19 protein-coding genes and 1 pseudogene are annotated in these 21639 nt (G+C 62.8%); 11 read left to right on the plus strand and 9 right to left on the minus strand.

The window, feature by feature from the left end; genetic code table 11:
* Positions 1-9 precede the first annotated feature (9 nt).
* Positions 10-465: a DUF721 domain-containing protein gene (locus B2U07_RS19775; RefSeq protein WP_041976983.1), complete on the minus strand. Its 456-nt coding sequence runs from the start codon at positions 463-465 to the stop codon at positions 10-12.
* 78 nt (positions 466-543) lie between these two features.
* Here B2U07_RS19775 and B2U07_RS19780 point away from each other — a divergent pair, with 78 nt between their 5' ends.
* The 6 genes from B2U07_RS19780 to B2U07_RS19805 all read left to right on the plus strand — a co-directional run bounded on the left by B2U07_RS19780 (position 544) and on the right by B2U07_RS19805 (position 8169).
* Complete coding sequence (locus B2U07_RS19780) at positions 544-1464, plus strand: M23 family metallopeptidase (protein ID WP_296277576.1); 921 nt, start codon at positions 544-546, stop codon at positions 1462-1464.
* A 241-nt stretch (positions 1465-1705) separates the two neighbouring features.
* The gene (secA, locus tag B2U07_RS19785; RefSeq protein WP_296277577.1) at positions 1706-4441 is read left to right on the plus strand and encodes a preprotein translocase subunit SecA; all 2736 of its coding nucleotides are present in this window, start codon (positions 1706-1708) and stop codon (positions 4439-4441) included.
* A 157-nt stretch (positions 4442-4598) separates the two neighbouring features.
* Positions 4599-5816: a bifunctional glutamate N-acetyltransferase/amino-acid acetyltransferase ArgJ gene (gene argJ / locus B2U07_RS19790; RefSeq protein ID WP_275547053.1), complete on the plus strand. Its 1218-nt coding sequence runs from the start codon at positions 4599-4601 to the stop codon at positions 5814-5816.
* A 210-nt stretch (positions 5817-6026) separates the two neighbouring features.
* The gene (locus B2U07_RS19795; RefSeq protein WP_296277578.1) at positions 6027-6659 is read left to right on the plus strand and encodes a glutathione S-transferase family protein; all 633 of its coding nucleotides are present in this window, start codon (positions 6027-6029) and stop codon (positions 6657-6659) included.
* Positions 6656-7609, plus strand: a complete 954-nt coding sequence (locus B2U07_RS19800; RefSeq protein ID WP_296277579.1) for a Nudix family hydrolase — start codon at positions 6656-6658, stop codon at positions 7607-7609. Before B2U07_RS19795 ends, B2U07_RS19800 begins: the two co-directional genes overlap by 4 nt.
* Positions 7610-7713: 104 nt before the next feature.
* Positions 7714-8169 carry an REP-associated tyrosine transposase gene (locus B2U07_RS19805; RefSeq protein WP_296277580.1) on the plus strand — a complete coding sequence of 152 codons (456 nt, stop codon included), beginning with the start codon at positions 7714-7716 and terminating at the stop codon, positions 8167-8169.
* Positions 8170-8273: 104 nt separating this feature from the next.
* Here B2U07_RS19805 and B2U07_RS19810 read toward each other — a convergent pair whose 3' ends face one another.
* From B2U07_RS19810 to B2U07_RS19825, 4 genes and pseudogenes are all read right to left on the minus strand, one after another.
* Positions 8274-8849 (minus strand): cob(I)yrinic acid a,c-diamide adenosyltransferase, encoded by a 576-nt coding sequence (locus tag B2U07_RS19810; RefSeq protein ID WP_296277581.1) that lies wholly within the window; start codon positions 8847-8849, stop codon positions 8274-8276.
* Positions 8850-8852: 3 nt separating this feature from the next.
* Positions 8853-10871: an ATP-binding protein gene (locus B2U07_RS19815; RefSeq protein WP_296277582.1), complete on the minus strand. Its 2019-nt coding sequence runs from the start codon at positions 10869-10871 to the stop codon at positions 8853-8855.
* Between the two features lie 71 nt (positions 10872-10942).
* Positions 10943-11854, minus strand: a complete 912-nt coding sequence (locus tag B2U07_RS19820) for a putative 2-dehydropantoate 2-reductase (protein ID WP_296277583.1) — start codon at positions 11852-11854, stop codon at positions 10943-10945.
* Positions 11851-12816: pseudogene (locus tag B2U07_RS19825) on the minus strand (response regulator); the annotation flags it as partial. The pseudogene B2U07_RS19825 and the gene B2U07_RS19820, both read right to left, overlap by 4 nt.
* A gap of 135 nt (positions 12817-12951) precedes the next feature.
* On the opposite strand from B2U07_RS19825, the gene B2U07_RS19830 reads away from it, so the two are divergent.
* Positions 12952-13431, plus strand: a complete 480-nt coding sequence (locus tag B2U07_RS19830) for a YajQ family cyclic di-GMP-binding protein (protein WP_275547060.1) — start codon at positions 12952-12954, stop codon at positions 13429-13431.
* 114 nt (positions 13432-13545) lie between these two features.
* Positions 13546-14391: a mechanosensitive ion channel family protein gene (locus B2U07_RS19835; RefSeq protein ID WP_275547061.1), complete on the plus strand. Its 846-nt coding sequence runs from the start codon at positions 13546-13548 to the stop codon at positions 14389-14391.
* A gap of 118 nt (positions 14392-14509) precedes the next feature.
* On the opposite strand, the gene B2U07_RS19840 is transcribed toward B2U07_RS19835, so the two are convergent.
* Positions 14510-16270, minus strand: coding sequence for an AmpG family muropeptide MFS transporter (locus B2U07_RS19840; RefSeq protein WP_296277585.1), 1761 nt, complete (start codon positions 16268-16270; stop codon positions 14510-14512).
* A 40-nt stretch (positions 16271-16310) separates the two neighbouring features.
* The gene (locus tag B2U07_RS19845) at positions 16311-16685 is read right to left on the minus strand and encodes an MGMT family protein (protein ID WP_197857446.1); all 375 of its coding nucleotides are present in this window, start codon (positions 16683-16685) and stop codon (positions 16311-16313) included.
* 16 nt (positions 16686-16701) lie between these two features.
* On the opposite strand from B2U07_RS19845, the gene B2U07_RS19850 reads away from it, so the two are divergent.
* Together B2U07_RS19850 and B2U07_RS19855 are read left to right on the plus strand one after the other, a co-directional pair.
* Entirely contained in the window at positions 16702-17694 is a 993-nt protein-coding gene (locus B2U07_RS19850; RefSeq protein ID WP_197857445.1) for a DUF481 domain-containing protein, read from the plus strand.
* A gap of 129 nt (positions 17695-17823) precedes the next feature.
* Entirely contained in the window at positions 17824-18837 is a 1014-nt protein-coding gene (locus tag B2U07_RS19855) for a DUF481 domain-containing protein (protein WP_275547063.1), read from the plus strand.
* Between the two features lie 63 nt (positions 18838-18900).
* Here the strand turns inward: B2U07_RS19855 and B2U07_RS19860 are convergent, their stop codons facing one another.
* Positions 18901-20163 carry a uracil-xanthine permease family protein gene (locus tag B2U07_RS19860; protein WP_296277586.1) on the minus strand — a complete coding sequence of 421 codons (1263 nt, stop codon included), beginning with the start codon at positions 20161-20163 and terminating at the stop codon, positions 18901-18903.
* 1 nt (position 20164) lies between these two features.
* Entirely contained in the window at positions 20165-20803 is a 639-nt protein-coding gene (upp, locus tag B2U07_RS19865; protein ID WP_296277587.1) for a uracil phosphoribosyltransferase, read from the minus strand.
* A gap of 239 nt (positions 20804-21042) precedes the next feature.
* On the opposite strand from upp, the gene B2U07_RS19870 reads away from it, so the two are divergent.
* Positions 21043-21600, plus strand: coding sequence for a hypoxanthine-guanine phosphoribosyltransferase (locus B2U07_RS19870; RefSeq protein ID WP_296277588.1), 558 nt, complete (start codon positions 21043-21045; stop codon positions 21598-21600).
* Positions 21601-21639 lie beyond the last annotated feature (39 nt).

Genomic DNA, 21639 nt, shown 5'->3' on the forward strand with positions numbered 1-21639 from the left:
AGCGAGGCGTTATTCGCCTTTCTGGGTATGACTGGCCAGGCGCTCCAATGCGGCGCGCAGCCTGGGGTCGCTGATACCTTCGGCGGTCGCCTGAATGCTTTGGGCGGCGCTATTGGACAAGTGCAGGGTGCGACCGGTTCCACGATTCTGGCCGCCTTGAGGTTGCACCTTGAACAGGATTTTCGTTAAGGTCGCGAATTCTTCGAGTGCCTGCAGTTGTCGTTGCAGCCTTCTTTGCTGATAACGCAGGCGTGTTGCCCAGTGGCCATCGGTCACGATCAATAGCAGACAGCCTTCACGCCAGGACGCTACATGACAGTGTTCCCGGGCAGCTGGTTGTAGCTGGCTTTCGACAAGACGCTGCAGGTGGGTAAGGCGTTGCGCCTGACCGAACAGCGCTTTCAGGGGCTTGGCTTCGCGTAACAGCTTAGCGGGTGCCTGAGCCGGCAAGGGACGAAACGTCATGGCAGGAGGCCTTTGATTGCAGAGCCGTCATGGTAGCAGAGCGTGCTGCCGGCCTGTGTTCTGCGAAATGGGGAAACCATGCATATCATTCTGCTCAACAGCCGTCACGGTTCGGCGCGAACGATCCATCTAAACCTGCGCTGGTTGCTGCTGTCGGCCGTCCTATTGCTGGTCATGAGCCTGGGCGCTGGTGCCGCGCTGGGCGCCAAGTGGCTGACAGCCGAGCCTGTGGTCGACGCCTCGCTGGTAGACGCGCTCGACCAGCAGCGCGAGCAGGTCGGTGCAGTACGTAAGGACGCCCAGCGTCAGCTCGATGCGTTCGCCGTGCACGTCGCCGAACTGCAGGCGCGCCTGACCCGGCTCGATGCCCTGGGCGAGCGCCTCACCGAGCTGGCAGAGCTGGATGCCGGCGAGTTCGACTTCTCCCTGAGCGTTGGCCAGGGCGGTGCGGAAGATGCCCTCGGCGCTTCGGCGTACACGCCGCCACCCTTCATGAACGCGCTGGATGAACTCGCCCTGCGTGTCGAAAGCCGCGAACAGCAGCTGGAAGTGCTGGAGCAATTGCTTGGCGAACGTCGCCTGAACGAAGCTGAAACACTGTCCGGACGTCCGGTTTTGCAAGGTTATGTGTCGTCGCCTTTCGGCCGGCGCGTGCATCCGCTGACCGGCCGTTCGAGCATGCACAAGGGCATGGATTTCGCCGCCAAGCCCGGTAGCGATGTGGTTTCCGTGGCGGCGGGGGTGGTGACCTTCTCGGGCAAGAAGAGCGGTTACGGCAATACCGTGGAAATCAGCCACGCCGATGGCTACGTCACGCTCTATGCGCACAACCAGAGCAACACCGTGCAGATCGGTGATCTGGTGCAGCGCGGTCAGACCATCGCCAAGGTCGGTCGCACGGGGCGCTCCACCGGTTATCACGTGCATTTCGAGGTCAGCAAGGATGGCCGTCAGGTCAACCCTGCGCTGTACATCGCGCGTGCCAGCAGCGTCGAGTGAGCATGCCGCTTTTGCGCTGCCCTTGAATTGCCAGCATGCGACCCTCATATAACGTTTCGCGCCGCGCCCCCGGTTCGCTGGGGATGCGTGGCCTGCGCCATCACGCGGCAGCAATGGGCTGACAACGTCACTTTCCTCACCGGGTTTTCCGGGTAGAATGCCCCCTTCGCCCGCAGCCATGCAGGCTGCCAGGTCGCGATTTGCGCCGACCTCCATCCATTCGCCGGAAGATCCTGTCGATATGTTTGCGCCTCTGTTTAAAAAACTTTTCGGAAGCAAGAATGAGCGTGAAGTCAAACGCATGCTCAAGGCGGTGCAGTCCGTCAATGTCCTCGAAGAGCAGATGATCGCCCTCTCGGACGAGCAGCTGCGTGGCAAGACCGAAGAGTTCAAGGGCCGTCTGGCCAAAGGCGAAACCCTCGACAAACTGCTCCCCGAAGCTTTCGCCGTGGCCCGTGAGGCCGGCAAGCGGGTCATGGGCATGCGCCACTTCGATGTGCAGCTGATCGGCGGTATGACCCTGCATGAAGGCAAGATCGCCGAGATGCGTACCGGTGAGGGCAAGACCCTCGTAGGTACCCTGGCGGTCTACCTCAACGCACTGTCCGGCAAGGGCGTGCACGTGGTCACGGTCAACGAATACCTGGCCCGCCGCGACGCCAACTGGATGCGTCCGCTGTACGAATTCCTCGGCCTGTCCGTGGGCATCGTCACCCCCTTCCAGCCGCCGGAAGAGAAGCGCGCCGCCTACGCTGCCGACATCACCTACGGCACCAACAACGAATTCGGTTTCGACTACCTGCGCGACAACATGGCCTTCAGCCTGGAAGACAAATTCCAGCGCGAGTTGAATTTCGCCGTGATCGACGAAGTCGACTCCATTCTCATCGACGAAGCCCGTACCCCGCTGATCATCTCCGGTCAGGCCGAAGACAGCTCCAAGCTGTACATCGAGATCAACAAGCTGATCCCGCGCCTCAAGCAACACATCGAGGAAGAAGAGGGCGTGGTGACTCAGGAGGGCCATTACAAGGTCGACGAGAAATCGCGCCAGGTCGAACTCAACGAGGCCGGCCACCAGTACGTCGAGGAGATGCTCACCGCAGCCGGCCTGCTGGCCGAGGGCGAAAGCCTCTACTCTGCGCACAACCTCGGCCTGCTTACACACGTCTACGCCGGCCTGCGTGCGCACAAGCTGTTCAATCGCAATGTCGAATACATCGTGCAGAACGGCCAGGTGATCCTGATCGACGAACACACCGGCCGTACCATGCCGGGTCGCCGCCTCTCCGAGGGCCTGCACCAGGCCATCGAAGCCAAGGAGGGGGTGAACATCCAGGCCGAGAGCCAGACGCTGGCCTCGACCACCTTCCAGAACTACTTCCGTCTCTACAACAAGCTGTCCGGTATGACCGGTACCGCCGATACCGAGGCGTTCGAATTCCGCCAGATCTACGGTCTGGACGTGATGGTGATCCCGACCAACAAGGCGATCGCGCGCAAGGACTTCAACGACCTGGTCTACCTGACCCAGGAAGAGAAGTACCAGGCGATCATCGCCGACATCAAGGACTGCCAGGCTCAGGGCCGGCCGATCCTGGTCGGTACCGCGACCATCGAGACCTCCGAATACGTCAGCCTGCTGCTGAACAAGGAAGGTATCGAGCACAAGGTGCTTAACGCCAAGTTCCACGACAAGGAAGCGGAGATCATCGCCCAGGCCGGCCGTCCGGGTGCGCTGACCATCGCCACCAACATGGCCGGTCGGGGTACCGACATCCTCCTAGGTGGCAACTGGGAAGTGGAAGTCGCTGCCCTGGAGAACCCCACCGACGAGCAGATCGCGCAGATCAAGGCCGAGTGGCAGAAGCGTCACCAGCAGGTGATCGAGGCTGGCGGCCTGCACGTGATCGCATCCGAGCGTCACGAATCGCGCCGTATCGACAACCAGCTGCGTGGCCGTGCCGGTCGACAGGGCGACCCGGGTTCGAGCCGCTTCTACCTGTCGCTGGAAGACAACCTGATGCGTATCTTCGCCTCGGATCGGGTGAAGAACTTCATGAAGGCCCTGGGCATGCAGTCCGGTGAGGCCATCGAGCACCGCATGGTCACCAATGCCATCGAGAAGGCCCAGCGCAAGGTCGAAGGCCGCAACTTCGACATGCGCAAGCAACTGCTCGAATTCGACGACGTGGCCAACGAGCAGCGCAAGGTGATCTATCACATGCGCAACAGCCTGCTGGCTGCCGATAACGTCGGTGACACCATCGCCGAGTTCCGCGAGGAAGTGCTGACCGCCGCGGTCAACAACCACATTCCGCCGCAGTCGATGCCGGAGCAGTGGGACGTCGCCGGCCTTGAGTCCACCCTGCAGAGCGACTTCGGCATCAAGCTGCCGATCCAGCAGTGGCTGGACGAAGACCACAAGCTGTACGAGGAAACCCTGCGCGAGCGCATCCTCGCCGAGCTGCTGGCGGCGTACAACGAGAAGGAAACTCAGGCCAGCGCCGAGGCCCTGCGCACCTTCGAGAAGCAGATTCTGCTGCGCGTACTGGACGACCTGTGGAAAGACCACCTGTCGACCATGGACCACCTGCGCCACGGTATCCATCTGCGTGGCTACGCGCAGAAGAACCCCAAGCAGGAATACAAGCGCGAGTCCTTCGCCCTGTTCCAGGAACTGCTGGAATCGATCAAGCGCGATGCCATCCGCGTGCTCAGCCACGTTCAGGTGCGTCGCGAAGATCCGGCCGAGGAAGAAGCCCGTCTGCGTCGCGAGGCCGAAGCCATGGCCGAGCGTATGCAGTTCCAGCACGCCGATGCCTCGGCGCTGGCGGCTGAAGAGAATGAAGGCGAAGAGGGCGATGTCGCCGTGGCTGCCGCGCCGGTGCGCGCCGAGCCGAAGGTAGGGCGCAACGAGCCGTGCCCTTGTGGCTCGGGCAAGAAGTACAAGCACTGCCACGGTCAGATCGGCTGATCACGGCAGGTGAGCGCCGCCAAGGCGCTTGCAGTAGAAGGGGCTTCGGCTATGCTGTTGCCGCCCCGATGACGCCGCGACGGCTCTGCCGCTCGCGGCGTTTTAACATCTTTCAGACCGCCTGGCGGTCGGTAATGTCTCACAAGGAGCTCACCTTATGGCTGTTGGTCTTGGCCCGCTGTCTACCCTGCACCCGGTTCCTGGTTTCGAGTTGGGCATCGCCTCGGCCGGCATCAAGCGCCCCGGGCGCAAGGATGTGGTGGTGATGCGCTGCGCCGAGGGCTCGCGTATCGCCGGGGTGACCACCACCAATGCGTTCTGCGCTGCGCCCGTGTTGATCACCCGTGAGCGTCTGGGTGGCGAGGTGCGTTACCTGCTGACCAATACCGGCAATGCCAACGCCGGTACCGGTGCGGACGGCCTAGCCCGTGCGCGCCGCGCCTGTGCGCGTCTGGCCGAATTGACCGGCGTTACCGAAGGCGCCGTGCTGCCATTCTCCACCGGTGTGATCGGCGAGCCGCTGCCGGTGGAGAAGATCGAATCCGCGCTGCAGGCCGCGCTGGATGACCTCAAGGTCGACAACTGGGAAGCCGCCGCCACCGGCATCATGACCACCGACACCCTGCCCAAGGGTGCCAGCCGTCAATTCCAGCACGATGGCGTGACCATCACCGTCACCGGCATCTCCAAGGGCGCGGGCATGATCCGTCCGAACATGGCCACCATGCTCGGCTACATCGCTACCGACGCCAAGGTTGCCCAAGGCGTGCTGCAGGATCTGGTGCGCGACGCGGCGAACAAGTCGTTCAACCGCATCACCATCGACGGCGACACCTCCACCAACGACTGCTGCATGCTGATCGCCACCGGCCAGGCCGCGCTGCCGGAGATCAGCGAGGCTTCCGGTGAGCTGTTCACCAAGCTCAAGCAGGCGGTGTTCGACGTGTTCATGGAAGTGGCGCAGGCCATCGTGCGTGACGGCGAAGGTGCGACCAAGTTCGTCACCGTGCAGGTCAACGGCGGCGGCACCCATCAGGAATGCCTGGACGTGGCTTATGCCGTGGCCCACTCGCCGCTGATCAAGACCGCGCTGTTCGCCTCCGACCCGAACTGGGGACGCATCCTCGCGGCTGTCGGTTATGCCGGCGTGCCGCAACTGGACGTGAGTAAGATCGACGTATTCCTCGGTGAGGTCTGCATCGCCAGCAAGGGCTGCCGTGCCACCACCTACACCGAAGAGCAGGGCGCAGCGGTGATGGCCCGTGAGGAGATCACCATCCGCATCGAGCTGGGTCGCGGCACCTGCAGCGAGACCATCTGGACCACCGACCTGTCCCACGAGTACGTCAAGATCAACGCCGAATACCGGACATAAGCGGTTACAAGCTGCAAGCCACAAGCGGCAAGTTAGAGCCAGGGCCTTGAGCCCGAGTTGGGAACGGCACTCGCTGATTAGCTTGCAGCTGTTCTGTCATTCCCGCGCCTCATGACCCCATGACGCGCGGGAATTTGCTATTCGGAGGACGGGCTTTTAACGTCGAGCGACTTCAGATCATTTCCAAGACCCTAGGCGAGGACGCGCAAGATGGCACTGCAACTGGTGATTGGCGACAAGAACTATTCCTCCTGGTCGCTGCGTGCGGCGTTGGCGGTCGATCTGGCCGGAGCCGACTGCGAAGAGCTGCGGGTACGTTTGTTTCAGCCGGACAGTCGCGCACAACTGTTGCGCTATTCGCCCACCGGTAAAGTGCCGGTTCTGCTGACTGAGCAGGGCGCCGTCTGGGATTCCCTGGCGATTGCCGAGTATCTGGCCGAATGTTATCCCGAGTCGCAGCTGTGGCCGCAGGAGCGTCAGGCTCGCGCGCTGGCGCGCAGCATTTGCGCTGAAATGCACAGCGGTTTCAGCGCGCTGCGCAGCCACCTGGCCATGGACCTGGCGCGAGACAAGGCACTGGCCGAACTGCCTGACGCGGCGCAGGCCGATATAGACCGCATCTGCGCGATCTGGGCCGGCTGCCGCGAGCGTTACGCCAGCGCCGGCAACTACCTGTTCGGCCAAGCCGGCATCGCCGACGCCTTCTATGCGCCGGTCGCCGCGCGACTGCGCAGCTATCGTGTGGCGCTGCCGACAGCAGCAGCGGCCTATGTCGAAACCATCTATCGCTGGCCGGCGTTCCAGCGCTGGTATCAGGCGGCATTGCAGGAGGTGAAGGGTTGAAGCGTGTGCATGTCGCCGCAGCGGTGATTCGGGGTGTCGATGGACGCATCCTGATCGCCAGGCGGCCCGAGGACAAACATCAGGGCGGCCTGTGGGAATTTCCCGGCGGCAAGGTGGAAGAGGGCGAGGCGGTGCGTGTCGCTCTTGATCGCGAACTGGAGGAGGAGTTGGGCATTCGTCCACAAGCGGCGCGTCCGTTGATCCAGATTCGCCACGACTACCCGGACAAGCAGGTGTTGCTGGATGTTTGGGAAGTCTCGGCCTTCGGTGGCGAGCCGCATGGCGCAGAAGGCCAGCCGCTGGCCTGGGCCAGCGAGCGGCAGTTGCTGGAATATGAGTTCCCGGCTGCCAACAAGCCCATAGTCGCCGCCGCGCGCCTGCCGGATCGCTACCTGATCACCCCGGATGGCCTGGAGCCGAGTGAGCTGCTCGCCGGTATCCGCAGTGCTCTGACGCAGGGAGTACGGTTGATTCAGTTGCGCGCGCCGAACATGTTCGATCCGCAGTATCGCGACCTGGCTGTCGACGTGCAGGGTCTGTGCGCCGGCAAGGCGCAACTGATGCTCAAGGGGCCGCTGGAGTGGCTGGGAGACTTTCCTGCTGCCGGCTGGCACCTGACTGCCGAGCAAATTCGCAAGTATGCCGCGGGTGGCCGGCCTTTCCCGGAGGATCGCTGGCTGGCGGCCTCCTGCCACAGTGCCGAGGAGCTGGCGCTGGCGGCGCAGATGGGTGTGGATTTCGTCACCCTGTCGCCGGTGCAGGCGACCGCGACGCACCCTGAGGCACAGCCGCTGGGCTGGGAGGCTGCGCGCGAAATGCTGACCCATTTCAACCTGCCTGCCTATCTGCTGGGCGGCGTTGCCCCGGCCGATATCGAACGCGCCTGGCAGACCGGCGCGCAAGGTGTAGCGGGTATCCGCGCGTTCTGGCCGGCTAACAATGGTCTGTAGGAGCGAGCTCTGCTCGCGAACATCGGCTATGTCCAAGAAGCTTCGCGAGCAGAGCTCGCTCCTACCGTCTATATCTGAGGTATCGGACACGCTGGAGGCAAGGAATGCCCCGTTACCATACGTCTCATCTGCGAAGCGGCCGCTTTTCTGAGTCTGGTCGCATATATTCGATTACAGCCGTTACCCACCGGCGACAGCCGTGGTTTCACGACTTTTTTGTGGGGCGGCTTGTGATCGACGAATTACGTCTAGCTGAGGAGCAAGGGCTAGCCAACTCGCTGTGCTGGGTTGTTATGCCGGATCACTTTCACTGGTTGCTTCAACTGAGGCAGTGCGACTTGGAGAGGCTGTTGCAGCAGGTCAAGTCGCGCAGTGCCAAGGCGATCAACCAGCGTTTACAGCGCAGTGGCAAGATATGGCAATCCGGCTACCACGACCGGGCTTTACGCCGGGAGGATGATGTACGTGACATCGCTCGGTATATCGTCGCCAACCCTTTGCGCGCCGGCTTGGTCAAGCAGCTCGCCAATTATCCCTTGTGGGACGCCGTATTCCTGTAGGAGCGAGCTCTGCTCGCGAACGTCGGCGAGTCTAAGAAACTTCGCGAGCAGAGCTCGGTCCTAACCCTCTCCAAATTTGAGGTTTCAGGCGTATCGGGCTGTCCCTAAGGCTTGTCAACCGCCTTCCACAGTACCTCGGCAACGCCCTGGCGTCTGGCAATCAGACGGGCGGCCACGAACAGCAGGTCGGAAAGACGGTTGACGTAAGCCAGGCTCTCGGCGCGTAGCGGCTCGACGGCGTTGAGGTGCTGGCAGCGGCGCTCGGCGCTGCGGGCGAAGCTGCGGCAGACATGGGCCTGAGCGATCAGTCTCGAGCCGCCAGGCAGGATGAAGTTTTCCAGTGGCCCCACCTCTTCGTTCCAACGGTCGATAACAGCCTCCAGGCGTTCGATTTCCCCCGCTTGCAGCGCCTGGTACTCAGGCATCGCCAGTTCGCCGCCAAGATCGAACAGGCGGTGCTGGCAGGGGCTCAGCACCTCGCTGATCTCCTTGAAGCCCGGTCTGGTCGCTGCCGCTTCATCCAGGTCGGCGAGCAGCAGGCCGAGCTGGCTGTTGAGCGTGTCCAGCTCGCCGATGGCGTCGATACGTGGGTGGTCCTTGCCGACTCGGCGGCCATCGGCCAGGCCTGTTTCCCCTTTGTCGCCGGTGCGGGTGTAGATCTTCGAGAGGCGAAAGCCCATGGCTCAGAGTCCTGTGTTCTCGGGCAGCGAGGCCAACGGCAGGCGCAGGGTGAAGCAGGTGCCCTGGCCCGGCGTGGAGTGCACCTCCATCTGCCCCTTGTGATTGTTGGTGACGATGAAATAGGAGACCGCCAGGCCGAGGCCTGTGCCCTGGCCGACCTCCTTGGTGGTGAAGAACGGCTCGAAGATGCGCTTGCGCACCGCTTCGTTCATGCCTGTGCCGTTGTCTTCCACCTGAACTTCCGCCCAGTTGCCGGCTTGCCGGGTGCGCAGAATGATGCGGCCGGGCTCGGCCTCGTCATCGCGCTGATGGATGGCCTGGGCAGCGTTCTTCAGCAGGTTGAGCAGCACCTGCTCCAGTTCGTTGGCGGTACCGGCTACCGGTCCCAGCATCGGGTCGAACTGGCGCACGATCTCCAGTGTTCTGAAATCGAAGCTGTCGGCCAGGTCGAAGTCGTTGCCGGCGATATCCAGAGCCTGATCGATCAGCGCCGGCAGGTCGCAGGGCGAGAGCTGGCGGTCGCTACGTCGGCTGAAACTGAGCATGTGGCTGACGATCTTGGCGGCGCGCTGGCCGGCCTGCTGGATGCCGTCGAGCAGGCGCGGTATCTCGCGCGCCGTCATGTAGTGCTGGATGACGGCCAGGCTGACGCCAGCCTGCTCGGCCTGTTCGAGGTTCCTTTCCAGGTCCGGTGACAGGCGTCGGCGAATGTTCTGCACGTTGTGCAGGATGGCGCCGAGCGGGTTGTTGATCTCGTGCGCCATGCCCGCGGCCAGGCCGCCGACCGACAGCATCTTCTCCGACTGCACCATCATTTCCTCGAGGGCCAGGCGCTGGGTGATGTCGTCGATACGGATCACCACACCGCGCCCGGCGCTGCCCATCAGCGGATAGAAGGTCAGCGCGTAGTGGTGGGGATCCTCGCCCCTGTGCCAGGTCACGCGCTCGATCTTTTCCACCCTGTGCTGTTCGGCGGTGTGCTTGAGTTGCGAGAGAAACGGCTTGAGCGGTGGGAATGCGAGAAAGAACGGTTGGTTCAGCGCCTCCTCCAGGCGGGTGCCGGACAGGGCGCTGGCCTCCTGATTCCATTGCGTCACGTAGAGCTGTTCGTCGAGGGCGATCAGCGCCGAAGGCATGGAGTCGATGATGCTGTTGAGGTAGTTCTGAAAACCGGTGAGCTTCTTCTCGATCTTGCTGCGCACCTGTACTTCCAGCTCCAGCTTGCGATTGGAGTGGCGGGTTTCCTCGGCCAGGCTCTGCGCCTGGTCGAAGGCCTGCTGGGCGTCGTCGCGGGCGCGCTTGAGCTGCTGCTCGCGTGCCTCCATACGCATCAGCATGGTGTTGAAGGCGTCGGCCAGGCTGCCGATTTCATCCTGATTGCCGCGATTGGCACGCAGTGCATAGTTCTCTTCGCGGGTGACCTGGCGTGAGAGCTCTTCCAGACGCCGGATGGGTTTGGTCACCAGGCGTTTGATCTGTTTGGCCACCAGCAGCCAGAGCAGCACGCTGAAGGCCAGGATGACCAGGCTGGCGGTCAGGGTGCCGGTATAGAACGCGCCAGGCAGCTCGCTGGAGGCGACCAGCAACAGCGCTCCGGGGCGGCCGCTTGGATGCGGCAGCTCGACCAGCAGGTTGGTACGGAAGGCGGTTACGCGCCAGTTCTGCAGTTCGTCGAGCTCTTGCGGCAGCTGCAGTTTTTCACCGCGCTGCAACTGCGCCACGCTGTTGCCGTTGCCGTCGTAGATCACCGCGGCACGCAGCGGCGCGTATTCGTCCAGGCGTTTTAGTAGTGCTTCGGCCGAGTCCGGCGAGCGCAGCGCCTGCGCGCTCAGCGCCGGGCTGGCGATGAGCCGGCCGAGGGTGTGCAGGGCCTGTGGCGCCATGCTCTCCTGAGTGATCCAGTACGCCGCGCTGATAAAGGCCAGGTTGGCCACCAGCATCACCGCGGCGAGCAACACCAGCAGCGCAGCGAGCAGTTTACGGCCAACCGGCAGGTTTTCCAGGCGCTGACGCAGTCTCATGAGGTTATCGCTGTGGTGAATGAAAAGGGCAGGTTAGCGCGCCGGGGCAGCCATTGCCACGGCCTGGGCCGCTAGTTCACGGGCAGGCCGCGTGCTTGCAGGTGGCCGAGCAGGCGTTGTTGCAGGTGCTGCAGGTGTGGCAAGTGCAACTGATGGCGCTGCGCCGCGGCGCAGGCGTAGCCCAGCAGATAGCTGATCTCGGTGCGGCGACCCTGGGCTACGTCCTGATGCATGGACGAGTAGTTCGCCGCGGTGGCGTGAATCACTCGCCGTACTTCCTCGAGCAGATCTTCCGCCGCAGCCGGTTGGCCACAGCGCTGCAGCAGCTCGGCGAGTTCGGCGCATAGGGTGGCGACCTCGGCCGGATGTTCGGCCAGCCCGCCGTTGCGGCAGTCGTGCAATACGGTGAGCGGATTGATCGCGCAATTGAGCGCGAGCTTGCGCCACAGGCGCGCGAGGATGTCCGGGCTCCACTGGTGGGCGATGCCGGCGCGCTGCAGCTCGTTCAGCCAGGTGGGCGGCTGGGGATTGCCCGGGTCGCCCAGCCAGTTGTGGCCATGTCCGGCGAACTCCACCTGGAAGTCGGCAGGGCGAAAGGCGCCTTCGGTGCTGGAGACGAACAGGCAGCGCTGGCCGGGTAGACGTTGCGCGACCTCATCCTGGCTGCCCAGGCCATTTTGCAACAGCAGCAGCTCGGCACCGGGGGCCAGACGCGTGGCGATACTGGTCACCGCGTCCTGCGCGCCATAGGCCTTGCAGGCGAGCAGCAGGCGTTGGATTGGCGTGTCCGTCTGTGGCAGTTCCGCGGCAATCGCGTACTGCTGGGCGTGGCCCGCTTCGATCAGCGTCAGGCCGCCGGCCTGGCGATAGGCTTCGAGGCGTCGCCGGTTGCGCAGGATCAGCCTGACCGGCAAGCCGGCGCGGGCCAGGCGAGTGGCCCAGAGACTGCCGAGGCTGCCGGCGCCGAGGATGTGCCAGGTCACGGCAGAGGCAGGCGCATGGCGGCGACCCGGCCGCTGGCGTAGGACTCTGCGAGCAACTTCTCCGCGTGCTGGATCAGCTGCTCGGGGTCGGTTGGCAGGGCCTTGGCGTCCAGCCCGACCAGGCTGATACCGGCCTTGAGGGTGATGAAGCCCTCGCTGGTCTTGAATGCCTTGAGATTTAGCCCCTCATGCAGGCGTTTGAAGCTACTCGGCGAGCATTCGTGCAGGTCTTCGAGCAGGGTGATCAGGCCGAAGTGGTTGTCATCCAGGCGGGTCAGCACGTCCAGTGGCCGCACCAGTTGCTGCAGGCGGCGCGCGACGCCATGCAGCAATTCGTTGAAGAACCGGTCGCCATACTGGCTGCGCAGCTGCCCGGCATCCTGCAGGCCGATCAGCAGGTAGCACACGGCGCCGCCGCGCGATTCGATCTGGCGCAGGCTGTCGCCGAGCTTCTGGCGCAGGTAGCGCGGGTTGCCCAGGCCGGTGAGCGGGTCGACCAGATTGCGCCGCTCCAGGCTGGCGATGTTCTGCGTCAGCATGCGGTTCTCGTGCAGCAGGCGCTGCAAGGTATTGCACAGCCGGTCGGCGGCGTAGACGCGTGGCACCAGTTGCTCGTTCATCGCCGCCTTGCTGATGAAGTCATCGACGCCACGGTCGAAGGCTTCGCCGAGGACGTTTTCGCCTTCCTTGCCGGTCAGCAGGATGATGTAGGTGTAGTGATCGGCCGTCTCGTCCAGCTGGCGCACCCGCGCGGTCAGCTCCAGGCCGTCGATCTCGGGCATCAGCCAGTCGGCCAGCAATACGCTGGCCGGGCGCTGCTCCAGCAACTGCAGCGCTTCGCTGGCGCTGCTGGCGAAGCGCACGTCCTGGTAGCCGGCCTGGCTCAGGGCACGACCGATCATGGCACTGGAAAACTTGGCGTCGTCCACCACCAGGATGCTGAGATGGGGGTTGGGCATGGTGCAGGCTCGCAGGCAGAGAGGAAGGACGCCAAGCGGCGTATATCAGACTGGGTATAATGGGCCCGCCAAAGTTATCGTCAAGTCAGGCGCGCTCACTCCGTGAAGAGGATCGCGCCGTCCATCAGGAGCCCACTCATGCCTTCGTTCGACGTCGTGTCTGAACTGGACAAACACGAACTGACCAATGCGGTCGACAACGCCATCAAGGAACTCGACCGCCGTTTCGACCTGCGCGGCAAGTGCAGCATCGAGAGCAAGGACAAGGCGCTGACCTTGACCGCCGAAGCCGAGTTCATGCTCGAGCAGATGCTCGACATCGTGCGCAGCAGCCTGATCAAGCGCAAGATCGACTGCCAGTGCATGGAAACCAAGGAACCTTACGCCTCCGGCAAGGTGATGAAGCAGGAAGTCACCTTCCGCGAGGGCATCGACAAGGAGCTGGCGAAGAAGATCGTCGCCCACATCAAGGACGCCAAGCTCAAGGTGCAGGCCGCCATCCAGGGCGAGCAGGTGCGTGTCACCGGCAAGAAGCGCGATGACCTGCAGGAGGCCATCGCCCATCTGCGTGGTCACGAATTCGGCATGCCGCTGCAGTTCAATAACTTCCGCGATTGAATGGGTGATTGAACCCGCGCGTCTGCCCGGCGTCGCATTCATCATGCCCATAACGCCATGGCTGTAGGCGCAGCCATGGCGTTGTCGTTTCGCCCCAACCAAGGAGCAATCCCTATGGATCTCAATGCTGAAATCGATCAGCTCCTGCGTGAATCGCAAACGTGGATCCCTCTGATCATGCAATACGGCAGCAAGCTGCTGTTGGCCCTGGTAACCCTGCTGATCGGCTGGTGGTTCATCAATCGTCTGACCGGCAACATCAGCAAGCTGCTGGCCGCGCGCAAGGCCGATCCGGCGCTGCAGGGCTTCATTGGCAGCATGGCCAATATCATCCTCAAGGTGCTGCTGATCATCAGCGTGGCCTCGATGGTCGGCGTGGAAACTACGTCCTTCATCGCTGCGATCGGTGCTGCAGGCCTGGCGATTGGTCTGGCCTTGCAGGGCAGCCTGGCGAACTTCGCTGGCGGTGTGTTGATCCTGCTGTTCCGCCCGCTGCGTATTGGTGACTGGATCGAGGCTCAGGGCGTGATGGGCACGGTCGACAGCATTCAGATCTTCCATACCGTGCTGCGTACCGGCGACAACAAGACGGTCATCGTGCCGAACGGCAACCTGTCCAACGGCATCATCACCAACTACAACCGTCAGCCGACGCGCAAGGTAGTGTTCGATGTGGGCGTTGATTACGAGGCCGATCTGCAGGCAGCCCGTGAAGTGCTGCTGGAGCTGGCACAGGACGAGCGTGTGCTCAGGGAACCGGCGCCGGTTGTGGTAGTGAGCGCCCTGGGTGACAGTGCCATTACCGTGTCCCTGCGTCTTTGGGTCGATACGCCCAACTATTGGGATGTGATGTTCATGCTCAACGAGCAGGCCCGTGACCGACTCAAGATGCGTGGCATCGGCATCCCATTCCCGCAGCGGGTGGTGCATATGGTGCACGAGAGCGCGCCAGCCGAATAAGCGCGTCTATTGCGGCAGAACGAGACCGGCCAGGCGAGATTTGGCCGGTTTTTTTATGCCTGTTTTCGAGACTGCCAGTGCTCTTGCGGCAGGTGCCGTGGCGCATGTGCGGTGGCGCCTAGCTTTGTCTGCTCTGGCGCTGCCACTGCAGCAGGATCAGCAGCAGCGTCGGAATGCCCATCAGCGCCGTGGTTAGGAAGAAGTTGGCGTAGCCGAGGTGCTCCACCATCACCCCGGAATAACCGCCGATCAGACGTGGCAGCAGCAGCATGATGGAGCTGAGCAGGGCGTACTGGGTAGCGGAGAACTTCAGGTTGGTCAGGCTCGACAGATAGGCGACGAACGCTGATGTAGCCAAACCTGCACTGAAGTTGTCGCAGCTGATGGTGACGATCAGCATGTTTAGGTGCGGGCCCATGCCCACCAGCAGCATGAACAACAGGTTGGTCGCGGCCGACGCCGCCGCGCCGATCAGCAGGATCGGCATAATGCCGAAACGTACGATCAGCAGGCCGCCTACACCTGCGCCGAGCAGGGTCATCACCAGGCCGAAGACCTTGCTGACACTGGCGATCTGCTCCTTGGTGAAGCCCTGGTCGATGTAGAACACATTGGCCATCACGCCCATTACCGTGTCGGAAAGGCGATAGGTGGCGATCAGGCTCAGCAGCAGCAACGCCTGCCAGCGATAACGCACGATGAAGTCGTTGATCGGTGTGAGCACCGGGGCCATGCCGCCCCAGAACAGGCTGGATATCGACAGGCCGGTGAGCAGGGTATAGAGCAGTGCGCGAAGGAAGGCTCGGTCGTAATACAGCAGGTCCTGCAGGCTCATCTGGCCCTGGAACAGCAGCGGCAGGTCGCTTTCGTAGAACTGGGTGACCATCGCCGGAATGGAAATCAGCAGGATGATCAGCAGCAGCACGGAAAGTAGCTGGTGGAAGAAACCGTATTTCGCCGCGGCGGTTTTCAGCACCGGCGCCAGCCCGCCCCAGAACAAGCCGGAGGCGCACACGCAGGCCAGTGTGCTGTAGAGCATGGCGCGCAGGAAGGCGCGGTCGTTGTAGAGCAGCTCCTGCATGCTGACATCGCCGAGCAGCATGAGCATCAGGTCGCTTTGGTAGAACTGGATGAACATGGTCGGCACGGCGATGACCAGTACGATCACCGCGAGGATCGCCAGCAACTGATGGAAGAAGCCGTGCTTGGGCGGTGCGACATGAATGTGTGGTGGCGCCGGCGGCTCACGCATCCACAGGGAGGTAAGCAGCCCAGGCAGCATGAGCAGGGCAAAGACCAGGTAGGTGCCGGTCCAGGCGCCGAACTGGTAATCCTTGGCGGTCGAGCCGAAGCCTTCGGCGAAGTACAGCGCGCCGGCGGTGGCCAACAGTGCGGCGACGCGGTAGCCGGTCATGTAGGCGGCGGCCAGCGCAGCCTGATGTTCGTCGCCGAGAATCTCCAGGCGATAGGCGTCGACGGCGATGTCCTGGGTGGCCGAGGCGAAGGCCACCAGCACGGCGAGGGCGATCAGCGAGGACAGGTGCGTTTGCGGGTCGTAATTGGCCATGCCGATCAGGCCAATGGCGACCAGGCCTTGCGAAAGCACCAGCCAGGAGCGACGGCGGCCGAGCTTGCCGAGCAGCGGCAGGCGCCACTGGTCGAGCATCGGCGCCCAGACCCACTTGAAGGCATAGGCCAGGCCGATAAGGCTGGCGAAACCGATGGTCTCGCGCGCCACACCGGCTTCGCGCAGCCATACCGAAAGGGTCGAGAACACCAGCATGTAGGGCAGGCCGGCGGCGAAACCCAGAAGCAGAAGAGCCAGTGTGGCGGGATTGGCATAGGTGGCGAGGGCTTCTCGCCAGGATTTGCGTGGCATCAGGCTCGAATCTGGGCAGGGGTGGTTCGTAGGGCGCACTCTAACTGCTGTGCTCCATCGGGCGCCAGCCGTGACGACGCATATCCACACGTTCGTTCAGGATGCTGATGCCTTCTGCGCGCAGGCGCGCGCGTTGTTCCGCGCCAGAAGGGCTCCCGGCCGCCAGACTGAGGCGACCGCCCGCGGCGATTACCCGGTGCCAGGGCAGGGTGGTGCCGTCGGGCAACTGGCTTAGCGTGCGGCCGACCCAGCGCGCTGCGCGGCCAAGGCCGGCCAATTGCGCCAGCTCGCCATAGCTGACGACCTTGCCTTGCGGAACCTGCGCCAACACCAGGTACAGCGCTTCGCGGCGCGCCTCCACGCTTGCCGGTGGCGATGCCGGCCATGCAGACTCTGGCGGTTTCGTCTTGCCCATAGGGTGTGCCCTCATCATGCGCGTACTGATCGCCTTGTTCCTGTTTACCCTGGCAGCCCCGCTCTGGGCCGATACCGTATGGTTGAACAACGGTGATCGCCTCAGCGGCGAGATCATCCTGCTCGATGGCGGCAAGCTGGCCCTGAAAACCAAATACGCCGGCCAGGTGCTGATCGACTGGAAGGATATCGATACCCTCAGTTCGGACAAGCCCCTGCTGGTGCGGCGCAGCGGTTTCGACAGCGAGCGCAGCGAAAGGTTGGCCGCGGCCGGAGCGGGCATGGTCCGGGTGCAGGGAGAGCGCGAGTACACCCTGCCTCTAGCAGAGATCAAACGCTTGGTGCCGCCACGGCCGCTGCTGGAGGATCACCTCTGGGAGGGCAACCTAGACGCCAAGCTGGACATGAAGCGCAACCAGAACGATGTCGATGAGTGGAAGCTCAAGGGCAATACCCGTTTTGAGCACGGCCGCTGGCGTCATGTGCTCAGCGGCGAGCTGGAGCGCGAAACCAAGAACGACAGAAAGGTCGAGGACAATTGGGAGCTGGAGTACGACCTTGATCGCTTTTTCACCGAACACTGGTTCTGGCGGGTCGGGGTTGAGCAAGCCGAGGATGAGTTCGAGACGGTCGATCGCCAGCGCATCGCCGGTACTGGCCCCGGCTATCGCTTTTGGGACGATGAACTGGGGCGCTTTGATCTGATCGGCCAAGTCAATCGCGTACGCCTGGAGTCGGATGTCGCTGACCTGGCCTTCAGCACCACATCGCTGGAGTTGGACTACAAGCGCTTGCTTTGGGGCACGCGGCTGGAGTTTTACGCTAACGCCGAATTGCAGATTCCGCATGTCGATGAGATCGACTACGTGCTCGATAGCGAGTTCGGTCTGCGCTACCGACTCAATCAGTGGGCGCGGCTGTCGCTCCTGTATGAGCTGGATCAATTGCGGGGGCAGGGGCAGACCGTTTCAGATCGACATTATCTGATCGGTATTGGCGTGGGCTGGTGAAGTCGCCCCGCGAAATGCCGCCCAGCGGAAAAACCTGAACTCTAGCTGTCTGGATCGGTCAGCTGTTGCTCTGGCGTCGGGCTTGCGGATAATGCCCGGCTTTCGCTCACGAACCTCTATATCTCCCTTATGCCTCGCTCTACATCGCTGTCCCTGCTCGGGTTGAGCATCGCCTTGTGCAGTTCAGTTACCTTCGCCGATACCGTCTGGTTGAAGAACGGTGATCGCCTGACTGGCACCATCCGCTTCTTCGACGGCAGCAAGCTGTTGCTGGAAACCGACTACGGCGGCTCCATCCCGCTGGACTGGAAGAAGATCGCCACCCTGGAAAGCGAGCATGAGCTGCTGGTCAAGCTCGGCCCCGTAGATGGTGAGCGCGCCAAGTCGCTGCTGGCCGCCGAGCCCGGCAAGGTGACGCTGGCCAATGGCGAGGCGCCCAAGACCATCGAACTGACGCAGATCGAGCAGATCATGAAGCCCAAGCCGTTGGTGGAAGATTTCACCTGGAAGGGCAATATCGATCTCGGTCTGGACTACAAGCGCGGCGAGCGCGATTCCGACGATTACGATGTCGATCTGAAGACCCAGGCCCGTCACGGTCTTTGGCGGCACAATGCGCTCGCCGATTACAACCGTGAGTTGAAGGATGACGTCGTCAGCACCGACAACTGGAGCGCCGAATACGCGCTCGATCGCTTCCTTACCGAGAAATGGTTCTGGCAGGGGCGCTTCGAATACAAGCGCGACCGCATCGAAGAGGTCGAGCGTCAGCGCACCCTCGGTACCGGCCCCGGTTACCAGTTCTGGGATGACGAGCTGGGCGCCTTCTCTGTTGCCACCCTGGCCAACCGCAGCGACTACCGCTATAGCAATGGCGAACAGGATCGCTTCTACGCCATGAGCGTGAAGTGGGACTACAACCGCTATCTGGTCGGCAAGACCGTCGAATTGTTCAGCGTCGGCGAAGTCGGTCGCCCGCTGAGCGGTGCGGCCGATTACAGCCTGGATGCCGAGATCGGCCTGCGCTACAAGGTGACCGACTGGGCTTCGCTGAACGTGAAAGCCGAGAAGGACATGGTCAGCGGCGCCGAGGGTGACCTGGATGAAACCCGCTACACCTTGGGCTTCGGCGTTGGCTGGTAAGTCGTAACGCCGTGCAGACGAAAAGCCCGCGATGATCGCGGGCTTTTTCATTGGGCGACGGAATCAGGCTTCTTCCACGTCCCGCTTGCGCCAGCCGGCGCTGCCCGGCAACACCAGATTGAGCAGCAGGGCGCTGATCGCGCACAGGGATATCCCCGACAGGGCGAATTCCTTGCCGCCGATGACCATGCCGCCGATGCCGAACACCAGGGTCACCGAAACGATGATCAGGTTACGCGCTTCGGACAGATCGACCTGGTGACGAATCAAAGTGTTCAGGCCGACCACGGCGATGGAGCCGAACAGCAGGCAGAGAATGCCGCCCATCACCGGTACCGGAATGCTCTGCAGGGCCACGCCGAACTTGCCGATAAAGGCCAGGGCGATGGCGAATACCGCAGCCCAGGTCATGATCTTCGGGTTATAGCTCTTGGTCAGCATCACCGCGCCGGTGACTTCGGCATAGGTGGTATTGGGCGGGCCACCGAACATGCCGGCGGCCGAGGTGGCGAGTCCATCACCCAGCAGGGTGCGGTGCAGCCCGGGGTTCTTGACGAAGTTCTTGCCGGTGACGTTGCCGATGGCGACCACGCCACCGATGTGCTCGATGGCCGGCGCCAGGGCCACGGGCACCATGTACAGGATGGCGCCCCAATGCAGCTCCGGTGCGATGAAGTTGGGCACGGCGAGCCAGGAGGCCTGGCTCACGGCGCTAGTATCGATCACCCCGAGCACGGCGGCGATGGCGCAACCAACCGCGATACCGGCGAGGATCGGCACCAGGCGAAAGATGCCGCTGCCCAGCACGGCCACCAGCAGCGTGGTGATCAAAGCTGGCATCGAGATCATCATCGCGGTGTTGTACGGCACCAGCTCGACGCTGCCGTCACCAGCTTTGCCCATGGCCATGTTCACCGCCACCGGCGACAACGCCAGACCGATGGAAATGATCACTGGTGCGATCACCACCGGGGGCAACAGACGGTCGATGAAGTTGGGACCGCGCAGTTTGACCAAAAGCGAAAGCAGGATGTAGACCAGACCAGCGGCGATCACACCGCCCATCACGGCAGGCAGGCCGAACTCGCCCTTGGCTGCCAGGATCGGCGCGATGAAGGCGAAGCTGGAGGCGAGGAAAACCGGAACCTGACGCTTGGTCACCAGCTGGAACAGCAGGGTGCCGATACCTGCGGTGAACAATGCCACGTTGGGGTCCATGCCGGTGATCAGCGGCATCAGCACCAGGGCGCCGAAGGCCACGAAGAGCATCTGTGCGCCGGCAATGCCCTGGCGCCACAGCGGATCGTTGAAGTCCGTCTGCGACATGTCAGGCGTCCTTCTGCTTGGTGCCGAAGATCTTGTCGCCGGCATCACCCAGCCCCGGAATGATGTAGCCGTGCTCGTTCAGACGCTGATCGACGGAGGCGGTGAAAATGGTCACGTCCGGGTGAGCCTGCTCGACCGCCTCGATGCCCTCGGGGGCGGCGACCAGTACCATGGCGCGAATGTCCTTGCAGCCGGCCTTCTTCAGCAGGTCGATGGTGGCGACCATCGAGCCGCCGGTGGCCAGCATCGGGTCGATGATCAGGGCCAGACGCGAGTCGATTTCCGGTGCGAGCTTCTCCAGGTAGGTGTGCGCCTCGAGGGTTTCCTCGTTGCGCGCGACGCCCACGGCGCTGACCTTGGCACCTGGAATCAGGCTGAGCACGCCATCGAGCATGCCGATGCCGGCACGCAGGATGGGCACGACGGTGATCTTCTTGCCGGCGATCTTCTCGACCTGCACGGTGCCGGCCCAGCCTTCGATGTTGTAGGCTTCCAGCGGCAGGTCATTGGTGGCTTCATAAGTCAGCAGGGCGCCCACTTCCTGGGCCAGCTCACGGAAATTCTTGGTGCTGATATCGGCGCGGCGCATCAGGCCGATCTTGTGACGGATCAGCGGGTGGCGGATCTCGCGAGTGGGCATGGGCTGGGATCTCCAACGGGGCTCTGGGAAAAATCGCGTTAGATTAAAGCATTGCTCATGCCAAGTGGTGGGTGATTGATAAGTCACGACGTCCGGCATGGCGCATCGGCTACGCTGGTCTGCCGATACTTGGCAAGCGCTGCACGGGTCTGTACCTTTGCCCGCTTTTATTTGACGAGTCGATCAGCTTTCAGGCTGCTCGCCGCCATTCATCCGCCCGATCAAGAGAGAGTCTCATCATGTCCGCCGATCTCGCGCACATTCGCCAAGTCATGGCGGAAGCCGACTGCCTGTACACCGAAGCCGAGGTGGAAGCGGCCATCGACAAGGTCGCCAGCCAGATCAACGACGAGCTGGCCGAGCGCAACCCGGTGGTGTTCTGCGTGATGAACGGCGGCCTGATCTTCTCCGGCAAGCTGCTGACCAAGCTGAACTTCCCGCTTGAGGCGTCCTACCTGCACGCGACCCGTTACCGCAACGAAACCAGCGGTGGCGAACTGTTCTGGAAAGCCAAGCCGGAAGTGTCGTTCATCGATCGCGACGTGCTGATCATCGACGACATTCTCGATGAAGGGCACACCCTCGGTGCGATCATCGATTTCTGCCGCCATGCCGGCGCACGTGCCGTGCATACCGCGGTGCTGATCGACAAGGATCACGACCGCAAGGCACGTCCCGACCTGAAAGCCAATTACGTAGGCCTGCAGTGCATCGATCGCTACATCTTCGGTTACGGCATGGACTACAAGGGCTACTGGCGCAACGCCGCCGGCATCTTCGCGGTCAAGGGCCTGTAACCCGCCTCTATTTTGTAGGAGCGAGCTCTGCTCGCGATC

Source organism: Pseudomonas sp. UBA7530 (genome assembly GCF_002479365.1).
In the GTDB taxonomy this organism is placed as follows: Bacteria; Pseudomonadota; Gammaproteobacteria; order Pseudomonadales; family Pseudomonadaceae; genus Aquipseudomonas.

What these genes read in the sequence shown, in the direction of transcription:
- B2U07_RS19830 (WP_275547060.1), top strand. Translation starts at nt 12,952, where the DNA reads ATGCCTTCGTTCGACGTCGTGTCTGAACTGGACAAACACGAACTGACC.
- B2U07_RS19845 (WP_197857446.1), bottom strand. Translation starts at nt 16,685, where the DNA reads ATGGGCAAGACGAAACCGCCAGAGTCTGCATGGCCGGCATCGCCACCG.
- B2U07_RS19850 (WP_197857445.1), top strand. Translation starts at nt 16,702, where the DNA reads ATGCGCGTACTGATCGCCTTGTTCCTGTTTACCCTGGCAGCCCCGCTC.
- B2U07_RS19835 (WP_275547061.1), top strand. Translation starts at nt 13,546, where the DNA reads ATGGATCTCAATGCTGAAATCGATCAGCTCCTGCGTGAATCGCAAACG.
- secA (WP_296277577.1), top strand. Translation starts at nt 1,706, where the DNA reads ATGTTTGCGCCTCTGTTTAAAAAACTTTTCGGAAGCAAGAATGAGCGT.
- B2U07_RS19780 (WP_296277576.1), top strand. Translation starts at nt 544, where the DNA reads ATGCATATCATTCTGCTCAACAGCCGTCACGGTTCGGCGCGAACGATC.
- B2U07_RS19815 (WP_296277582.1), bottom strand. Translation starts at nt 10,871, where the DNA reads ATGAGACTGCGTCAGCGCCTGGAAAACCTGCCGGTTGGCCGTAAACTG.
- B2U07_RS19805 (WP_296277580.1), top strand. Translation starts at nt 7,714, where the DNA reads ATGCCCCGTTACCATACGTCTCATCTGCGAAGCGGCCGCTTTTCTGAG.
- B2U07_RS19855 (WP_275547063.1), top strand. Translation starts at nt 17,824, where the DNA reads ATGCCTCGCTCTACATCGCTGTCCCTGCTCGGGTTGAGCATCGCCTTG.
- B2U07_RS19860 (WP_296277586.1), bottom strand. Translation starts at nt 20,163, where the DNA reads ATGTCGCAGACGGACTTCAACGATCCGCTGTGGCGCCAGGGCATTGCC.
- B2U07_RS19775 (WP_041976983.1), bottom strand. Translation starts at nt 465, where the DNA reads ATGACGTTTCGTCCCTTGCCGGCTCAGGCACCCGCTAAGCTGTTACGC.
- B2U07_RS19840 (WP_296277585.1), bottom strand. Translation starts at nt 16,270, where the DNA reads ATGCCACGCAAATCCTGGCGAGAAGCCCTCGCCACCTATGCCAATCCC.
- B2U07_RS19795 (WP_296277578.1), top strand. Translation starts at nt 6,027, where the DNA reads ATGGCACTGCAACTGGTGATTGGCGACAAGAACTATTCCTCCTGGTCG.
- B2U07_RS19870 (WP_296277588.1), top strand. Translation starts at nt 21,043, where the DNA reads ATGTCCGCCGATCTCGCGCACATTCGCCAAGTCATGGCGGAAGCCGAC.
- upp (WP_296277587.1), bottom strand. Translation starts at nt 20,803, where the DNA reads ATGCCCACTCGCGAGATCCGCCACCCGCTGATCCGTCACAAGATCGGC.
- argJ (WP_275547053.1), top strand. Translation starts at nt 4,599, where the DNA reads ATGGCTGTTGGTCTTGGCCCGCTGTCTACCCTGCACCCGGTTCCTGGT.
- B2U07_RS19810 (WP_296277581.1), bottom strand. Translation starts at nt 8,849, where the DNA reads ATGGGCTTTCGCCTCTCGAAGATCTACACCCGCACCGGCGACAAAGGG.